Origin of the sequence: Moorena producens PAL-8-15-08-1 (assembly GCF_001767235.1) — a bacterium.
Taxonomy (GTDB): Bacteria; Cyanobacteriota; Cyanobacteriia; order Cyanobacteriales; family Coleofasciculaceae; genus Moorena; species Moorena producens_A.
This window is the reverse complement of sequence record NZ_CP017599.1, coordinates 7,199,427-7,215,684: the sequence shown is the minus strand read 5'-3', so window position 1 is coordinate 7,215,684 and position 16,258 is coordinate 7,199,427. Positions and strand designations below refer to the sequence as shown.

General features: G+C 41.7%; 15 protein-coding genes and 1 pseudogene. 7 read left to right on the top strand and 9 right to left on the bottom strand.

Annotated features, from left to right (window positions below; genetic code table 11):
* Positions 1-40 precede the first annotated feature (40 nt).
* Positions 41-1,528: an NADH:flavin oxidoreductase gene (locus BJP34_RS26485; RefSeq protein WP_202972027.1), complete on the bottom strand. Its 1,488-nt coding sequence runs from the start codon at positions 1,526-1,528 to the stop codon at positions 41-43.
* Between the two features lie 847 nt (positions 1,529-2,375).
* On the opposite strand from BJP34_RS26485, the gene BJP34_RS26480 reads away from it, so the two are divergent.
* The 3 genes from BJP34_RS26480 to BJP34_RS26470 all read left to right on the top strand — a co-directional run bounded on the left by BJP34_RS26480 (position 2,376) and on the right by BJP34_RS26470 (position 6,762).
* Positions 2,376-3,185: an SDR family NAD(P)-dependent oxidoreductase gene (locus BJP34_RS26480; RefSeq protein ID WP_070394924.1), complete on the top strand. Its 810-nt coding sequence runs from the start codon at positions 2,376-2,378 to the stop codon at positions 3,183-3,185.
* 206 nt (positions 3,186-3,391) lie between these two features.
* Positions 3,392-4,684, top strand: coding sequence for a cytochrome P450 (locus BJP34_RS26475; RefSeq protein ID WP_070394923.1), 1,293 nt, complete (start codon positions 3,392-3,394; stop codon positions 4,682-4,684).
* Between the two features lie 320 nt (positions 4,685-5,004).
* Complete coding sequence (locus tag BJP34_RS26470; RefSeq protein WP_070394922.1) at positions 5,005-6,762, top strand: peroxidase family protein; 1,758 nt, start codon at positions 5,005-5,007, stop codon at positions 6,760-6,762.
* Positions 6,763-6,881: 119 nt separating this feature from the next.
* On the opposite strand, the gene BJP34_RS26465 is transcribed toward BJP34_RS26470, so the two are convergent.
* Both BJP34_RS26465 and BJP34_RS26460 read right to left on the bottom strand, forming a co-directional pair.
* On the bottom strand, positions 6,882-7,580 hold the full coding sequence (locus tag BJP34_RS26465; RefSeq protein ID WP_070394921.1) for a YdcF family protein: 699 nt from the start codon (positions 7,578-7,580) through the stop codon (positions 6,882-6,884).
* A 20-nt stretch (positions 7,581-7,600) separates the two neighbouring features.
* Complete coding sequence (locus BJP34_RS26460) at positions 7,601-8,074, bottom strand: EVE domain-containing protein (RefSeq protein WP_070394920.1); 474 nt, start codon at positions 8,072-8,074, stop codon at positions 7,601-7,603.
* A 270-nt stretch (positions 8,075-8,344) separates the two neighbouring features.
* Between BJP34_RS26460 and BJP34_RS26450 the strand changes: the two genes are divergently transcribed.
* Together BJP34_RS26450 and BJP34_RS26445 are read left to right on the top strand one after the other, a co-directional pair.
* Positions 8,345-8,965, top strand: a complete 621-nt coding sequence (locus BJP34_RS26450) for a heme-binding protein (protein ID WP_070394918.1) — start codon at positions 8,345-8,347, stop codon at positions 8,963-8,965.
* 86 nt (positions 8,966-9,051) lie between these two features.
* Positions 9,052-9,465, top strand: a complete 414-nt coding sequence (locus BJP34_RS26445) for an alpha/beta hydrolase family protein (protein ID WP_193431283.1) — start codon at positions 9,052-9,054, stop codon at positions 9,463-9,465.
* Here BJP34_RS26445 and BJP34_RS26440 read toward each other — a convergent pair.
* Positions 9,443-10,654 (bottom strand): RNA-guided endonuclease InsQ/TnpB family protein, encoded by a 1,212-nt coding sequence (locus BJP34_RS26440; protein WP_070394917.1) that lies wholly within the window; start codon positions 10,652-10,654, stop codon positions 9,443-9,445. The genes BJP34_RS26445 and BJP34_RS26440 overlap by 23 nt on opposite strands.
* Before the next feature lie 57 nt (positions 10,655-10,711).
* Here BJP34_RS26440 and tnpA point away from each other — a divergent pair, with 57 nt between their 5' ends.
* Positions 10,712-11,131, top strand: coding sequence for an IS200/IS605 family transposase (gene tnpA, locus BJP34_RS26435; protein WP_070394916.1), 420 nt, complete (start codon positions 10,712-10,714; stop codon positions 11,129-11,131).
* A 372-nt stretch (positions 11,132-11,503) separates the two neighbouring features.
* Here the strand turns inward: tnpA and BJP34_RS26430 are convergent.
* Positions 11,504-12,699, bottom strand: a pseudogene (locus BJP34_RS26430) (IS4 family transposase).
* A gap of 255 nt (positions 12,700-12,954) precedes the next feature.
* Here BJP34_RS26430 and BJP34_RS26425 point away from each other — a divergent pair.
* The gene (locus tag BJP34_RS26425) at positions 12,955-13,200 is read left to right on the top strand and encodes a hypothetical protein (RefSeq protein ID WP_070394915.1); all 246 of its coding nucleotides are present in this window, start codon (positions 12,955-12,957) and stop codon (positions 13,198-13,200) included.
* Positions 13,201-13,308: 108 nt separating this feature from the next.
* Here the strand turns inward: BJP34_RS26425 and BJP34_RS26420 are convergent, their stop codons facing one another.
* The 4 genes from BJP34_RS26420 to BJP34_RS47850 form a co-directional block, all read right to left on the bottom strand.
* Positions 13,309-13,548: a hypothetical protein gene (locus tag BJP34_RS26420; protein ID WP_070394914.1), complete on the bottom strand. Its 240-nt coding sequence runs from the start codon at positions 13,546-13,548 to the stop codon at positions 13,309-13,311.
* 362 nt (positions 13,549-13,910) lie between these two features.
* Complete coding sequence (locus tag BJP34_RS26415; RefSeq protein WP_070394913.1) at positions 13,911-14,522, bottom strand: hypothetical protein; 612 nt, start codon at positions 14,520-14,522, stop codon at positions 13,911-13,913.
* 4 nt (positions 14,523-14,526) lie between these two features.
* The gene (locus BJP34_RS26410; RefSeq protein ID WP_267876627.1) at positions 14,527-15,573 is read right to left on the bottom strand and encodes an MBOAT family O-acyltransferase; all 1,047 of its coding nucleotides are present in this window, start codon (positions 15,571-15,573) and stop codon (positions 14,527-14,529) included.
* 6 nt (positions 15,574-15,579) lie between these two features.
* Entirely contained in the window at positions 15,580-16,035 is a 456-nt protein-coding gene (locus BJP34_RS47850; RefSeq protein WP_229424037.1) for a hypothetical protein, read from the bottom strand.
* Positions 16,036-16,258 lie beyond the last annotated feature (223 nt).

Here is a 16,258-nt window from a genome sequence, read left to right as displayed (position 1 = left end):
CAAGTTTTTATTCTTCATTGTTGACAAAAATAATTAACAATTACGAGAATGGTGGTGGATCAAATACAGTCATGACCTGTTTAATCATTTTGTCGTGGTCGTCATTGTATCGGCGCACATCGTAGCAGCCTAGAGGGTTTTGTAGGGCATTGAACAAGCACCTGTTGCAGTAGGTGCAGGGTCGGTCTGGCAGGTCTTTTCCTTGCTGAAACTGCTGGACTAGGTCATTATTAGCAACCAGAGGACGGGCGATACTAACTGCATCACAGAATCCTTCACTAATCGCCTCGCGGATGTAGGATGCTTGCTGAAAACCTCCCGTGCAGATGACTGGGATATTCACATGCTTTTTGATTTCCCTAGCATCACTGATGCTAATACCTTGGTATTTATCTAGGAGTTCTTGCATGGTTTGACTTGATACAAACTCCCGGAAGGAGTCGTCCAAGGCTTTATCCTGTACATTTTTGCCGATAATCGGCTGAGTCCGATCCTTTCTGTAAACTCGGTTCCATAAGAACAAGAAGAGGGGAAATAGGAATCGATACCGGAACAGTAAGTAATTGCGGAAGGTATAGATACCGCTTCCAAGCATGATCTCGTACCATCGGGATGCTTCGTCCTGGGGAAACTCACCGGGTGGGTTCAACGGGTGGGGAAATAAGCTTCCAGTGGATATATGAAGCGCATCTGCTCCAGCTTCCTCCACCCACTTGCAGATTTGGATAGAGTCTTCCAGGGTATTCCCAGGCTTGTCCCAAGGAATCACAGCATCGTTGTATTCCACTGCACTGATTTTTGCCTGGAGGTGAAAATCGTTTCCTACCTCTTTGCGTATTGCCTGGATAATCTCCAGTAAGAAACGAGCTCGATTTTCCAGAGAACCGCCATACTCATCCTTGCGGTCGTTGATGCCTGAACTCAGAAATTGGGTAATCAAATAGCCATTGGCACTGTGCAGTTCTACCCCATCAAGTCCTGCCTCACGAGCTCGTCTGGCACCATCAGCGAACGCCTGAATCATTTCCTTGATTTCCTTGCGTGTCATTGCCTGACACTCCAACCCATGAAATGACTCAGTTTCACTGGTTGAACTCAGACCCTTATTATGCAAATTCTCCACACCACCAACATCCCGCTGACGACCAGAGTGGCTCAGTTGCATCAAAAACTTACAGTCATATTCATGAACTTTTTCCCCTACCTTGCGCCAGAAAGGAATTCGATCATCGCGGTCAATCGTGGCATAGTTAGGTAAAATTCGTCCTCGGATTTGGACGGGTGTAAAGGAAGAGACGATTGCACCGACGCCGCCTCGGGCAAATTTCTCTTCCCAATTAATCCGTGCCTGGTTACCGGAACCATCATAGTTGTCAAATCGACCAGAAATATTAGAACGAAATATCCGATTCTTTAGGGTCAAGTTTCGGAACTCCAAAGGTTCAAAAATTATATCCTTTTCCATTTGATTTAGTTGAATCTTGGCTTTTGTCGGAATAAAGCAAGCTACAAGCTCAATGGCTAGCATTCCAGATGCTGGCCGAATATTTTTTTAGGAAAACTATTTAAGGCTCTTATTGAGAGTAAATAACAATAAGGGTGTCATTTGTCTTTTGTCCTTTCTATTTTGTGACGCTTAGTTGGTCTGATGCCCGATTCTCTGCTACGCGCTGTCCCTAGGTTAGGAATAAATTACTGTCAGTGACTATCCCCTGTGACCCCATCCCCTTGCTTTGGGTCAAAGGAGGAGTCATTGAACTATCACAAAGTTGTATAAGGGCGTTTGTTAGCCAATCTTGGGTAAGTCCTGACAAAATCTTGCTCCCCAGTTGGATGTTGTTAAGTCTCTCCTCGAAAAACTATAATTTCCAACACTTTCCATTATGACTTAACGACCATTGATATTTCATGATTATTAAGTTTTTTAACAACAATCGGGTTTTGGAAAAGCTCCCTGTGAGGATAACTATCAAGGCAATAGAGATATTTTTGGCAACTGAACCACCTACTTCAGCTAGGGTCTCCATTCTCCCTAAATTTCTCAAAAGTATGCTATACCTCAACTATAGTCCCTCTGCTTGGTTCATTGGTTTGATTTTTCATTGCCCTAGGATCTGGTGATCTGCTTAAAATGTAATTTAAGTTACAACTGCTAGTGGATCACTATAACCTAAATAGCATTTCCATTTGAGTTGTGAACATAATCCCTTAGGGAAAGGCAAAAGGTAAGAGTCAAAAGGCAAGAGCTAATCAAGGATATAGGGATTTTGGTAAATATCAAAAACCTATCATCTTTGTTTCCAAATCCTTTGGAAAAGCTATCGAAATAATTCTTCAAGATTTCCTGAGTTAATTTTTGTTAAAAGACACCTCAAATGAATCTAAAAAATCAGGTAAAGGATCTTCCCAAAACGGCTCTGATTACTGGTGCATCCAGTGGAATTGGTTATGAATTTACTAAGTTATTTGCTCGCGATGGCTACAAGTTAGTACTAGTTGCCAGAAGTGAGTCAAAACTATCTCAACTGGCCGAGGATTTTAGGGAAAAATTTGGGACATTTGTCAGGGTTATTCCGAAGGATTTGTCAGTTCCAGGAGCTGCACAGGAGATTTTTGACCAGCTCCAAGCGGAAGGGATTAAGGTTGATGCACTAGTCAACAACGCAGGATTTGCTACCTATGGAGCTTTTGCTGAAACAGACCTGGCTACTGAACTAGACATGATGCAGCTAAACATAGTAGCCCTGACCCATTTGACCAAATTATTTCTGCCAGCTATGGTGCAACAACAGTATGGAAAAATTTTAAATATTGCCTCCACAGCAGCGTTTCAGCCTGGTCCGTTGATGGCAGTCTATTATGCTACGAAATCCTATGTCCTATCCTTTTCTGAGGCAATTGCCAATGAACTAAAGGGTTCAGGGGTGACGGTAACTACTCTGTGTCCAGGACCAACAGAATCGGGTTTTCAAGCTCGGGCAAACATGGAAGACTCTAAGATGGTTAGTGGACAAAAGATTATGAATGCTGAAACTGTTGCTAGGATTGGCTATCTTGGTCTGATGAAAAATCGAACTGTTGTTGTCCCTGGTCTCAAAAACCAGTTGCTTGCCCTGAGTATAAGATTTATGCCCCGAAATCTAGTAACCCAAGTGGTGAGAAGCATGCAAGAAAGGAGCCACTAGTTCTGATCAGCCAGTGGATTGAGAAATTCTAGCTTAATAGGTGCGCTTTCCGTGATGGCGAGCAATCCCTTGACCGTAGGTCACGCGGGGCGCGTTCGCCATCACGGGTCGCACCTGCTGATAGCCTTAAGGAAAATAGAAGCAATGGATAAGTCTGCTGGAAAGCCTCAAGTAAGATTTGTCAACGAAATAATGAGCAATGAATAATGAACACCTACCCTTCTACCAATGTACTCGACTTGTTACGGCTTCTGGGTAATCTAGCCAGTGGCTTTATCCGTAACCCCGGTGGTTTCGACCTTGAAAAAGTATTAGGGGGTTGGATTGGTGATGTCATCAAACGCTATGGTAGTAAAAATGTCATTCTAAACTTTCTTCTCAAGAAAGTCTTGCTAGTATCTGGGCGTGACTTATCAGACCACATTTTACAAGATTCACCGAACAGCCAAGGCTATATCGAAGGCAATCTCAAGAAGGATGGTATGTCTTTCCTTGCCCCCAACGCCCTCACTATCAGCCATGATCAGCAGTGGCAACGCCTGAGACCTTATAACGAGGGAGTGCTTGGCACAGGTTGCCAGCACCAGTACCAACAGGCTTTCCTCGAACAGGTACATCGTGCTTTTTCAAAGCCAGTATCCAACATTGAGGATATCCGGAAATGTATGGGTCAGGCAATGCTGGGCATTGTGTTTGGGGAAAATGTTGCTCCTGAGCGGTTGATCAAGGATATACAGGTGTTATTCTCAATGGTTGGAAATCCGATCAAGCGGATTCTATTGGGAAGGTTTGAAACTAAGCGTTTAGAAAAATTTTATGAAACTCTTGAGCAGCTTTGGGAAGGCAGCCAAGCGTCTGAAAAGCCATGCCTGTTGTCTATGGCTCATGGCATAAAGCCCTACACTACCCAAGAGGAACTCCTGCAACAAATCCCCCACTGGATGTTTACCTTTACTGGTTCAGGGACTGACTTGCTGGCGAGAACCCTGACTATGATTACCTCTAGACCAGAGGTGCTCGAACGGGTCCGACAGGAAATCAAGGAAGCGGGTTCGGTGGAGCAAGCCTCAACCATTGCTAAGCTCGGCTATTTGGAAGCTTGTTTGTTGGAAACAGGTCGTTTGTTCCCTCCAGTGACGAGAACGTTTCACATCACAACAGCTGCGGACACCTTTAATCACAACCGTATTCCCCCAGACATGGAAATTCTACACTTTTTCCCAATCATGCAACGGGAAAAATCTTTAGACCCATCCACAGATTCGTTTGTACCTCAACGGTGGCTAGATCCGAGGGATCAGGACACTTCGACTTACTCCAATTTGTTTCTGAGAGGGTCTCGTACTTGTCCCGGAAGGGATTTGATCCTGTTTGTGTGTAAGAGTGCGATCGCAATTCTCCTAGACCAGCAGCAGCTCACATCCAAAACCAATCTACTCTCCCGAGACCCTCTACCAGCGTACTTCCAAGAACAGGATATCCAATTTGTTAACCCTTGACGGTTGACTGTGGAATTTCTTGACAGTGAACTTATCTGCAAAGAGTACCCAAGATGGGTACTGTCAATCCCAGACAATTATACAACACTAGATTTATTAGTCAATCCTCTTTAATTTATAAATTAATGAGTTATGATGAACATAAAAAAACTAAGAAATAGAAAGAGCTAGACAACGGTGAATTAAGCATTAATTAAGATCAGGCTCAGTCCTATTCACCTAAGCTTAGTAGTGAGCAGTAAGCTCTGACCGTAATTCCTGACACTCCCTAAGCTAAAACACTAAATACCTCGGTAATAAAAACTAAAGGAATTAGCAAAATGGCAAAGAAACCTTGGCATAAGTTTCCTACTCCTCTAGCCCTGTTCAAATTAAATAAATTCCGCGAGAATATGCGGGAAGAAAACCTGCACGATACCTCCCAATTACCCACAAAAGGGGAGCCCCCTGAACCGACTCCTAGTCCTGATGGTCGCCATCTTAAAATTCGCACAGCGGATGGTTCATTTAATGACCCCAATGATCCCAAAATGGGGATGGCTGGCACCCGCTTTGGACGCAATGTAGCCCTGAAACACGCTTACCCCGACGAAAAGAATTTACTCAATCCCAACCCCCGTACGATCAGTCGGAAGTTATTGACGCGGGATGAATTTGTCCCAGCTTCGACCTTAAACCTAACAGCTGCAGCTTGGATTCAATTCCAGACTCACGATTGGTTTTCTCATACCTTTAATGATTCCGAAGACAAAATCGAGATTCCTCTGGAACAGGATGACCCCTGGCCCAAAGAGCATCGACCTCTGGAAATCGAAAAAACTCCAAAAGACCCTACTCGTTCTGAAGACGATACCAAAAATCCCCCAACCTTTATCAACCAAGAAACTCACTGGTGGGATGCTTCCCAAATCTATGGCAGTAATCAGGAAACTATTGATAAAGTCCGTAGCCATGTCGATGGTAAGATGATCATTGGTGATGACGGTTTGTTACCTGTCAACCCAGAGAAAGGAGTCGATATTGTGGGCTTTGACGATAACTGGTGGATAGGACTAAGCATGTTGCATATCCTGTTCGTCAAAGAGCACAACACTATCTGTGATCATCTCAAAAAACAATACCCTGACTGGACAGATGATGACCTGTTCGACCACGCTCGACTGATTAATGCTGCCTTGCTGGCTAAAATTCATACTGTGGAATGGACTCCGGGCATCCTGGGACATCCCGCCTTGCAAGTTGCCATGAGATGGAATTGGTGGGGTATGTTGGGTGAGGAATTCAAAAATCGTTTTGGGCGTCTTGGGGACAATGAAGTAGTCAGCGGGATTATCGGCTCATCTACTGACCACCACAGTGCTCCCTACTACCTCACCGAAGAATTCGTTTCTGTGTATCGGATGCATCCCCTCATCCCCGATGAATTCCAGTTTTACTCGGTTCAAGACGGTAAAGAGGTGCTGACGAAAGACTTTTTTGAAGTTTCCGGCAAGCGCTCACGTGCCATTCTCGAACAGGTAGATATAGCTGATTTATTCTACTCTTTTGGAATCAGCCACCCTGGTGCTGTCACCCTTTACAATTATCCAAAGAAATTGCAGCAGCTAGTGAGGGACAACGGTGAAGTATTTGACTTAGCTGCTGTAGATATCCTCAGAGATCGGGAGCGAGGAGTTCCCCGCTACAACCAGTTCCGAGAACTAATTGGTCGCGATCGAGCCAAATCCTTCGAGGAAATCACTGATAAGCCAGAATGGGCGAAAGAATTGCGGGAGGTTTACAACAATGATATCGATAGTGTAGACCTAATGATAGGTATGTTTGCCGAGAATCCTCCTAAGGGATTTGGTTTCAGCGATACCGCTTTTCGGATATTCATCCTGATGGCATCCCGACGACTGAAAAGCGATCGCTTCTTTACCAAGGATTACACTGCCGAAATCTATACTCAATTTGGTCTGGACTGGATTGAAAAGAACACTTTCATTAGTATTGTGCTCAGACATTACCCCAGCTTGGCTGCTAGTCTTAAAGGTGTTGAAAATGGCTTTGCTCCCTGGAAGCGCATAGTCAAATAATGGCTCAGTTGAACCTTTGGGTTAATTGACAATCCCCGCTCGCTCAGAGACGGGGATTGTTGCTTTTGGTTTGCACCCATGACAGTAGAGGTAAAATCTCCCTAGGTGCGCTCTTACCATTAACAATTAAATTCGCCACGGGTCGCACCTGAGGAAATTCCGCCCTGACGCTCACACTTGAAACCCGACTCACGCCAAGCCTTCATGTCTACATCCGTGAGCTGGATTAGATCAGAGCATCGGGGTTGAATGACTTGAGACAGCAGCGCCCAAACCAAGCTTCGAGCAATGTCTAGCCCAGTTTTGAGAGGGGATTCTAAATTACCAGGAATACCTTTCTCTGGCACCAAATCTGTGTCTACCCAAATCCCATGAGCTCCCAGAAGAATTTGCCCCATCCACTGAGCCCGTGATAGATGGGTGCCAGAGGTTATTAACTTAACTTTACGAACACCCCACCGCCGGAAAATTGGGATACTAAAGAAAAAGTTACCAAAGGTAGAATTGGCACACTTTTCTAACCAAACCTGTTCTGAAGATGCCATCTCCCGCTGAAAAATTAGCCAAATGCAGGGGTCTGGGGATCCATGAGAAATCAGAATTCGCTTGTCTGGGTACTGTTTGGCTAATTCAGCAACATGGATTTCTCGACGAATACTCCCCCCTAGGACAAAGAACGTATCCACGGGTGCTGATGCGGCTGCGTTCAATCTCAGAGTGTTCATTAGCAGCCAGCCACACAAGAACAGTGCTAGAGTTAATAACCCCCAAACTCGTAGACGTCGTCGCCATTTTACTGCTCGTGACAACTTGCTCATGCATTCATCGGCCTGAAATATTACCTTTGACTTGGGTTTGTAGCTTTAGTGATACCTATAATTTTATGAGCTACTGCCTGAGAAACTGGCATGACCGAGAGGCGATTTCCACGTCTAGTAACCCATAGCTCTTGGTCGCTAAACTCCTGTTTAAGGGTTGAAAGCTCTATAAAATGGGGAAAAACCTCGACAAATTGCACTAGCACAGTATGCCAGCGAGGAGATTCAACACTTGATTTTGGATCATAGTAACGGCTAGTTTGGTCAAATTGAGTCGGGTCAACTACTTCACTTTTAATAATTTCCATTAAGCCCACAATTCCAGGGGGTTTTGTATTAGAATGGTAAAAAAAAGCCAAGTCTCCCTCCTTCATTTCACGCAGAAAGTTTCGAGCTTGGTAATTACGAACCCCATCCCAAATTGTTTTCCCTTCTTTTTCCAGATCAGTGATGCTATAGACTTGTGGTTCCGACTTCATCAACCAGTAATTCATTAGTTATAGGCTTTTAAAAGGAGATGTGAAACTAGTATTGCTCAAAAAAGCGACTGCATCAAGACAATCCGATGATTTTTTGGTGTTATCCGAAATCAGGATTTGGTTTCCTTATCTATTTGGAAATGCTGATCAAGTCCGGTTAGTTAGTTGGTTTATGCTCAAGTCGCTTTTTGTTATTCGTAATTTTTCCTTCTTCTTATAACTATAATGATCTTGAACTTGCTAAACAAGGCGTAGTCTTCCACTGTTAGTTAATTTCGCTCCCTGATGAAGCTATCCAAATTTCTGTTGCCTGTAGGCTTACTGGCAATTGTCTTACTGGGATGGAGAGTGTTCAGTGCTGCCTCTGCTCCCCTACCGGAAGGGTTTCCAGCTCCTACCCCAGCTGGCAAAATCGAAATCAAACACTACCCTGCCTATCGCGCGGCCACAGTACCCTACTCTGGGGAACTGTCTGAGGCAGCTAATCGTGCTTTTGGCTCCCTGTACCGCCATATTAGCTCTAACGATATTTCTATGACTGCTCCGGTAGAAACTCGTTATCCGATCAGTACCCTCGAAACTAGCCAGGGAGGTTCCTTTGCTCAGGTTGGTGTTGCCTATGTATCATTTGTATACCACCGCCGTAATATCACTCCTGAGCAGATTGAAGGGAATATTCAGGTAGAAGACATACCACCGATGACAGTAGTCAGCCTTGGGATGAAAGGTAGTTATAGTTATGTCAGCTACCAACAAAGTATTGAACAGTTAAAGGAATGGTTAGCCCAACACTCGGAGTATACCGTTGCTGGTACACCCCGTCGCTTTTTCTATGATTCTCCCTTTGTCCCGGAACCCCTAAAGCGCAGTGAAGTTCAAGTTCCGATTCGACCGGTAAATGACTAATATCAATTGTAAGCATATGCTTACTATCAATTTACTTGATTTATGCTACCAATAATGATAATTAGAGTGATCAGGATTTTTGGAAAATGGAAAGACAAGAATTCTTTGAATCCAAGGGTGCAAGGATTTATGGAACACTTACCCTACCAGAAGGAGTGGAAAACCCCTCCGCTTGCCTATTTATTGGAGGGTCTTTTCCTCAGACAAGAGAAGGAAATCTAGATAATTCAAAAACCGATTGGTTCCCTACACCATTACCAGAGAGAAACCTGTTCCGTGATGAAGCTAGAATTCTAGAGCAAATCGGGATAGCGACATTTAGATACGATAAGCGAGGATGTGGTCAAAGCGAAGGAAATTTTAATACTACTCGACTATTTGACTTGGTAGATGATGCTCGGATGGCATTGGAATGGATGCGGAGTATTCCTGAGATTGACAGCAGTAGAATCGGAGTTCTTGGTCAAATTGACATACTCACCGCCCTTGAAGAGCGGTGATTCTTGACAGATCATCGGGTTGTGCTGTCGTTCGCGTAGCGTGACCTACGGTCTCAACAGTCTTACCATCCCTCCTTGCCCATTTACGGTCGTGCCGATGCCCCATGCCGACCTTTTCTATGTTTTTTGCAGCGTTAATATCTCTGTCTTGTTCTGTACCGCAGTTCAAACAAAGTACCGAACGCACAGACAAGTCGAGTTTTCCCCATTTGAACCCACAATCAGAACAAACTTGGCTAGTGGGTTCCCAGCGACTGATGACCCTGAAGTCCCTTCCATATTTGTCTGATTTAGCCTCGCAAAGAGTTCTAAATTCAGCCCATCCCTGCTGGCTTATAGCTCTAGCTAACTTTCGATTCTTGATCATCCCTGATACGTTTAGGTCTTCCAGGACTATTGCTTGGTTCTCGACAACAGTCTTGGTTGATAGCTTGTGCAGGAAATCTTTTCTTTTGTTAGCTATTTCGTTGTTTATCTTAGCTATTCTTAACCGAGTTACTTCTCTGCGATTTGACCCCTTGGGCTGTTTAGCAAACTTCTTTTGAGCTTTTCTTAATTTGCGATCAAGCTTTGAGTAGTCAGGGCTATGGACTTCTCTCCCGTCGCTCATTACAGCAAATGTCTTGATACCTAGATCGATTCCAATACTGGGATTCTTGGCTTCAACCTGAACAGGCTCAATATCCACAACAAAACTCAAAAAATAATTATTCGCACAATCCTTGATAATGGTGACCGAACTTGGATCTGATGGCAACGCTCTAGACCATATAGGCTTAACTATTCCAATCTTCGCCAAGTACACACCGTCACCCTGGATAGAAAAACCTCTGCGAGTTAATCTAGCTGATTGTTTATTCGTTCTTTTTTTAAACCTTGGAGGTCTAACTTTACGACCTTTTCGCTTCCCCTTACAAGAATCAAAAAAGTTTTTATAAGCAGTTCCCAGGTCAGCAACGGACTGCTGCAAGGGTACAACAGAAACCTCAGACAACCATTTTCTTTCTTCGGTTTTCTTTGCCTGAGTAATCACCAACTTCTGCAACTCCCCTGATTTAGGAGTTTTCTCGGACTGTTTACAAATAGCCAGAGCATCGTTCCACACAATACGAACACATCCGAACAACCTAGCGAGGTTGCTCTTCTGTTGGTTGGTTGGATAAAAACAATACTGGTACCTGGCTTTCACTTGCCTCTCCTGTATTGGTCTGTACTATGATTATAGTGTAGTCTACAAGATTTGACAATGGGGTTTCGGAATATTGGCACAGTATTACAAAGCAAGCAGATGCACTTAATATGCGTAATTAAATACCGCAAAAAAATACTGACATCGGCAAGCATTGAGGCTATTGAAAAATCATTCAAAGAAGTAGCAAAAAAAATTAATTTTGAAGTTAGGGAATTTAACGGAGAATCTGATCATGTACACGTGTTGATTGAGCAAAGCTCACGCTACGCGAACGAATACCCTCCTAAGATTTCAATTTCTCAAATAGTTAACAACCTAAAAGGTTTATCCAGTCGTAGGTACGGACAAAAAGGATATCCTAAACCCAATGGCAAAGCTGCACTGTGGAGTCCTAGCTACTTTGCCGCTTCTGTTGGGGGAGCTTCAATAGAAGTCCTCAAAGAATATATTAATAATCAGCAGATACCGTCCTAGAAGGATGGGGCTTCGGCAAAGCCGACGCTACGCGAACAGACCCAAAATTTTTGGTGATCAGATCAGGTCATGGGGAGATAGGGAGATTAGCTACAGAACAAGAAAAAATAACAGACTATGATATCCCCTTAATCTAGCTAACAAACCCGGTTTATTAAGGGCTAATTATTGGCAATCGATATATACACAATTCGTCAAGTCCGGAATCTAGGCTCTCAGGCTAAAGCTTTGGGCTAAAGGAACTAAGTTTACCAAAGTGGACTCAATTTTTTTTCTAGACTACGCCTACTAACAATGCTCCAAGATATCAGGTAAACCTACTTCATAAATTTTGTGAGTTTCCGCTTAGGATATCTCATTTGGTATAATTTCCTAGTTTATTTTATCATAAAAAGTACGAAATAGCTGGGGGGGCGACATGAGAGCTAAAAAGTAGACTGTATAAGCTTCATAGCTCTCATACCTCGTAAATAATTATCGAGCTTATGACGACTTAAACGCATCAAAGCATAAACTAATTCCCAACATTTATCCATAAAATGAATCCATTTTTGAGCATACATTCCAATATAAAAACTGCTATGTCTTTTAGTTAATCGCCCATATTCTTTGACTCTCGCTACATAGTCCTGAACTCCTTTTTTATTAATTATTTCTCCTTTAATTGTGGCAATAAAGTAAGCAAAAGAGATTATAATAAGTAAAGATATAAAGCGTTTACCGACAACATTACTGCCTTCCATATTATATCCACCGCTTTTATAATCTCGGAACATTTCCTCAATATCAAAACGTTTTTTATAAGCTGATATTGCCTCAGACAATTCGCTCATATTTGTTAGGATAAACCAACCTTCTTGGCTTACTGACTTTCGATAACTTTTCTTCCATTTACAGGCAATACTAAATCCTGATACTTGTTTAGTTTTTGTGACTTTAACCTTTTCAAAAAATAACGAAATTCCTGGTTTTAATCCCGAGTTTTTCAGGGAAATCCACCCCTGATTTTTTAATTCAATTTGCTCATTTTTTTTAAGTCTTAAACAAAACTTAAACCCTTGTTTGTCTAGCCATTCAGCCAATTTAACTGAACAAAACTCTCGGTCTCCCAAAATAACAACATGATAGCTATCAAATAGCCCTATAATAGTTGATAGTATTTGTTTTTGCTCTAAAAAATTACTTGAACCAAGTTTTGAAAGAAGTTCAAAATAAATTGGGATTGCTCGGTTTTTATAAATTATACTAACCACCAATAAATTTTTGTTATTCCAATTAGTCCTATCGATGGCTAAATAGATTTTTTTGTGTTTATCAAATTTTTGAGTGAGCCATTCTCTAACAAGTGGAAACCACATTTTTTTTATTTGAAATATTGGTAATGAAAAAAATCTCTGTAACTTTTTACGCCTTGAGTTACATTTAATAGGCAAAGGTAAAGATTCAGCAATTTTTTCGAGTTTAACATCCTTGATATCTTGTACAATGATTACTACAAGGTAAAAAAACAATAATTGAGATTCGGAAAGGAGATTTTTTAAATGTTTTTGATATAATTCTGGTAGCATTTTGAATTGATAGGTCGTCTTGACAATTTCTGACCTATCTTTTTTTACCATAATTCGCTCAATTTAATATATATCAAGGGTTACGGGGCGCTTGTCGCCCCCCCAGACGAAATAGACAAAAAAAATTACAATTAGCAGGTTTTGTCTAAAAATCAGTAACTAGTTAAGTTTTACAAGCTCTAGCTATTTAAGTAACCGAAGATTGTAGAATATAAGGAAAACGTACTATTTCAGATTCAGAGGTGAGGTAAAGTTATGCCCCGTGGTGGTTATCGAGAAAATAGTGGTCGGAAGCCGAAGTGGAATCTGGGTCAAACTAAAGCAGTAAGGATTCCGGTAGTGATCGCAGATACAATTCTGGAAGTGGCTAAACGACTGGATGATGGGGAGAGTATAGAGTCGGTGATTATTCCTAAATCAGAAACGACTCAACTCTCTCAATTGCTTGGAGAAATAGGGGCATCACAAGCAGACTCAAAAGATTCATTAATGGGATCTTAATTCAGAATTCAGAGTTCAGAGTGTAGGAATTTTCCAACTCAATTCGTAATTCTGAATTCTGAACTCTACAGATATTATACTACGGGAGCATTTTGGCTTAGTTGAGCTTCATGGCAAATAGGGTTTTATTAAATCTATAAGCTGTTGAGTTCTGTGATTTACCCCTAAATCATGAAGGTGATAACTCGTATCATAAAACATAGATTTATCGTACATAAAATCTTCTGCTTTACCAATAATAGTAACCCCCAGACGTTGATAAAAATGTTCTATACTTTTAAAAAACTCTTGCTTTATAGGTTCTTGATAAACATCAAACCAGATTGTATTCGGCCAAGTAGCTATCACCTTAATATTATGGCTTTCGCACCAATTTATAAATTTAATGATGCTGTTTATTCCATGACTTGACGTTATAGATTTACCTATATTATTGTTGTCATTTATTTTGTCAATAGCTTGGATTTCTTTTTGGGTTATATCAGCTTTTCGATTACCTGTTTCATCTCCATACTCATTAATATTTTCAGACTGATAATAAGAATTCCAGGGCTGAGGGGTTTTAAATTTAACTACGATTCCCTGTCTTGATGCAGTCGCTCATGGGGGAAACCACGCCAGTTGCTCATGGTTTGTTCGCGTTCGCCTTTGGCGTGGCCGTAGGCCAAGCGTGGCCTACGGCCAAGTTACCGTAAGATAGGGTCGCCTTCTTAACAAATATTTAACCCTTTTCTGCATAACCTGCTAACTATAAAGGCTCCACTATCTAAGGTTTCGTCTCCGGGGGAACCCCCAAGACCGCACTGGCTCCCCAAGACCGCGCTGCATCGCTCTTGCACACGCTTCAAGGGGATTCCACTGATGAAACGAAATTGATTAATTAAATTCAGTGATAGTAAATATTTCGGATCCCGAGCCAACAGATAGTCAATCAATGCAGCAGTAGGTTTACCATCATCTGTATAATGCTCATATTCCAGAGGGAGAAGAACTAAATCTCCAGGCTTGAGCCAGGAACGAGCACGAGTCAAGATGTAATCAATACCAAGTCCAGCATATGTAGCTCCATTAAGACAACTTACGAATGTCTCTTTATTTATCTGACTACAGCTAATGCCAAATAAAGCATTTGAGCCAGCAACTATAACTAATTTAGGGGTTTCTATAGAGTTAGCAATATTGGACTTGATAGTGTATATCTCGTCAGTCCAGCGAGAACTCTCTGTTGGAGCACCAATTTGGAATAAAACAGCCAACAGGAAAATTAAACAGCTAATTAACAATCCAGAAAAGATTGATTTTAAATATCTTATGTAAGCCATATTGTTAAAAATTAAAGTACAAAAATTCACTGTCAGGTGCTGTTAAAATAATTTTTATAACAATAAATAAAACTATTCCCAGAATAAGCCCAAAGGGTTGATTAAATTGCCACTGCAACTTTTTCCACAGTTGACTGCGCCAACTTGAATAAGTTTTTACTACAGGTATATTCAAGGCTGGCTTATACTGTTCCATCCATTGTTGAGAATTGGGTATTAGCCAGATAAATAGGAACAAAATTATCAGTAATTTTTTTTGTGATTCCACAACTGATTCTGACAAAGATATCCCATTTACACCGAGCATTGTTTGTAAGATTACACTTGCACTATCAAGATTATCTGCACGAAATAAAACCCATCCGAATACGACAGCAATAAAAGTAATAAAACAACTAAGAGTGCTACTCAACCAGTTACTCTTTTTCAAATCATGTCCTAGGAATTTACGAAAAGATCGCCATTGATGATTGATACATAAATAAACTCCGTGTAACCCTCCCCACAAGACGAAAGTCCACCCAGCACCATGCCAAAGACCACCTAGCACCATGGTAATTATTAAATTGAGATTGCGTCGTAATTCGCCTTTGCGATTACCACCGAGAGGAATATAGAGATAATCCCGCAGAAAGTTAGAAAGGGTAATATGCCATCTACGCCAAAAGTCACTGATGTTTACTGCTTTGTAAGGAGAGTTAAAGTTCAGTGGTAGCTTAATACCAAACATCCGTGCTGCACCGATAGCCATCTCAGAGTAGCCGGAAAAATCGAAGTAAAGTTGGAACGTGTAAAATAACGCACCACTCCAAGCATCATAAAAGGTGAGTAATTCTCCTGAAGCACCAGCATTAATGACTGGAGTAGCATAAAGAGCAGCTGTGTCAGCAATCAAGACTTTTTTGATTAACCCTATGGAGAAAATAGTTACCCCCACCGCCAGATATTCAGGGTTAAACCGATAAATCGATTTATTGGCAAACTGAGGCATTACCTCTTTGTGATGGACAATTGATCCGGCAATTAATTGCGGAAAAAAGGTGACAAACAGGCAATATTATGAAAAGCTATAGTCTTTGGTTTCGCCTCGGTATGCATCTACTAGATAGGCAATTTGCTGGAATGTAAAAAAGGAGATTGCTAGGGGTAAAATAATCTGATTGATAGTAAACGTTTTCCCTAGGAAAACGCTGACATTATCTACGAAGAAGTTAGCATATTTAAAATAACCAATGAGAGCCAAATTTACGGCAATCCCTAAAACGAGAAGTAATTTGGGGCTAATGGATAATATTAATCGTTTAGAAAGAGCAGAGCCAACGGTATAATTAAAGAAGATGGAAAAAATTAGCAATGCTAAGTAGGGTGGATTCCACCAAGCATAGAATAACAAGGAGGCAGCTACCAAAAAAGCTATTGCTCCTTGATAATAGCCCTTTCTTCCCAGCAGGAAAAAGAACAACAGAGTCAGGGGTAAAAACAGAAAGATAAATTCTGGGGAGTTAAACAGCATGACAGGCTGGTAGATTTCAGGAACTGGGTATGGGTGATCCCAAATCTGTTTCTCTAACCTCCCTAAGCGCCCAGACGACCCTCAGGTCGCGGCTATAGAAATTTACAGACGTAGCATGCTATGTCTGTACAAGCTTCTTCGGGCTGAATTAAAAAGGGGGTATTTAACTCGGATTTGGTATAAGTGATGATACTGACCAATCTAATGGTCTACATTTATACAG

Bases quoted from the DNA above. Each gene is read 5' to 3' on its own strand.
- BJP34_RS26485 (WP_202972027.1), bottom strand. From the start codon at position 1,528: ATGCTAGCCATTGAGCTTGTAGCTTGCTTTATTCCGACAAAAGCCAAG.
- BJP34_RS26480 (WP_070394924.1), top strand. From the start codon at position 2,376: ATGAATCTAAAAAATCAGGTAAAGGATCTTCCCAAAACGGCTCTGATT.
- BJP34_RS26475 (WP_070394923.1), top strand. From the start codon at position 3,392: ATGAACACCTACCCTTCTACCAATGTACTCGACTTGTTACGGCTTCTG.
- BJP34_RS26470 (WP_070394922.1), top strand. From the start codon at position 5,005: ATGGCAAAGAAACCTTGGCATAAGTTTCCTACTCCTCTAGCCCTGTTC.
- BJP34_RS26465 (WP_070394921.1), bottom strand. From the start codon at position 7,580: ATGAGCAAGTTGTCACGAGCAGTAAAATGGCGACGACGTCTACGAGTT.
- BJP34_RS26460 (WP_070394920.1), bottom strand. From the start codon at position 8,074: ATGAATTACTGGTTGATGAAGTCGGAACCACAAGTCTATAGCATCACT.
- BJP34_RS26450 (WP_070394918.1), top strand. From the start codon at position 8,345: ATGAAGCTATCCAAATTTCTGTTGCCTGTAGGCTTACTGGCAATTGTC.
- BJP34_RS26445 (WP_193431283.1), top strand. From the start codon at position 9,052: ATGGAAAGACAAGAATTCTTTGAATCCAAGGGTGCAAGGATTTATGGA.
- tnpA (WP_070394916.1), top strand. From the start codon at position 10,712: ATGGGGTTTCGGAATATTGGCACAGTATTACAAAGCAAGCAGATGCAC.
- BJP34_RS26425 (WP_070394915.1), top strand. From the start codon at position 12,955: ATGCCCCGTGGTGGTTATCGAGAAAATAGTGGTCGGAAGCCGAAGTGG.
- BJP34_RS26415 (WP_070394913.1), bottom strand. From the start codon at position 14,522: ATGGCTTACATAAGATATTTAAAATCAATCTTTTCTGGATTGTTAATT.
- BJP34_RS47850 (WP_229424037.1), bottom strand. From the start codon at position 16,035: ATGCTGTTTAACTCCCCAGAATTTATCTTTCTGTTTTTACCCCTGACT.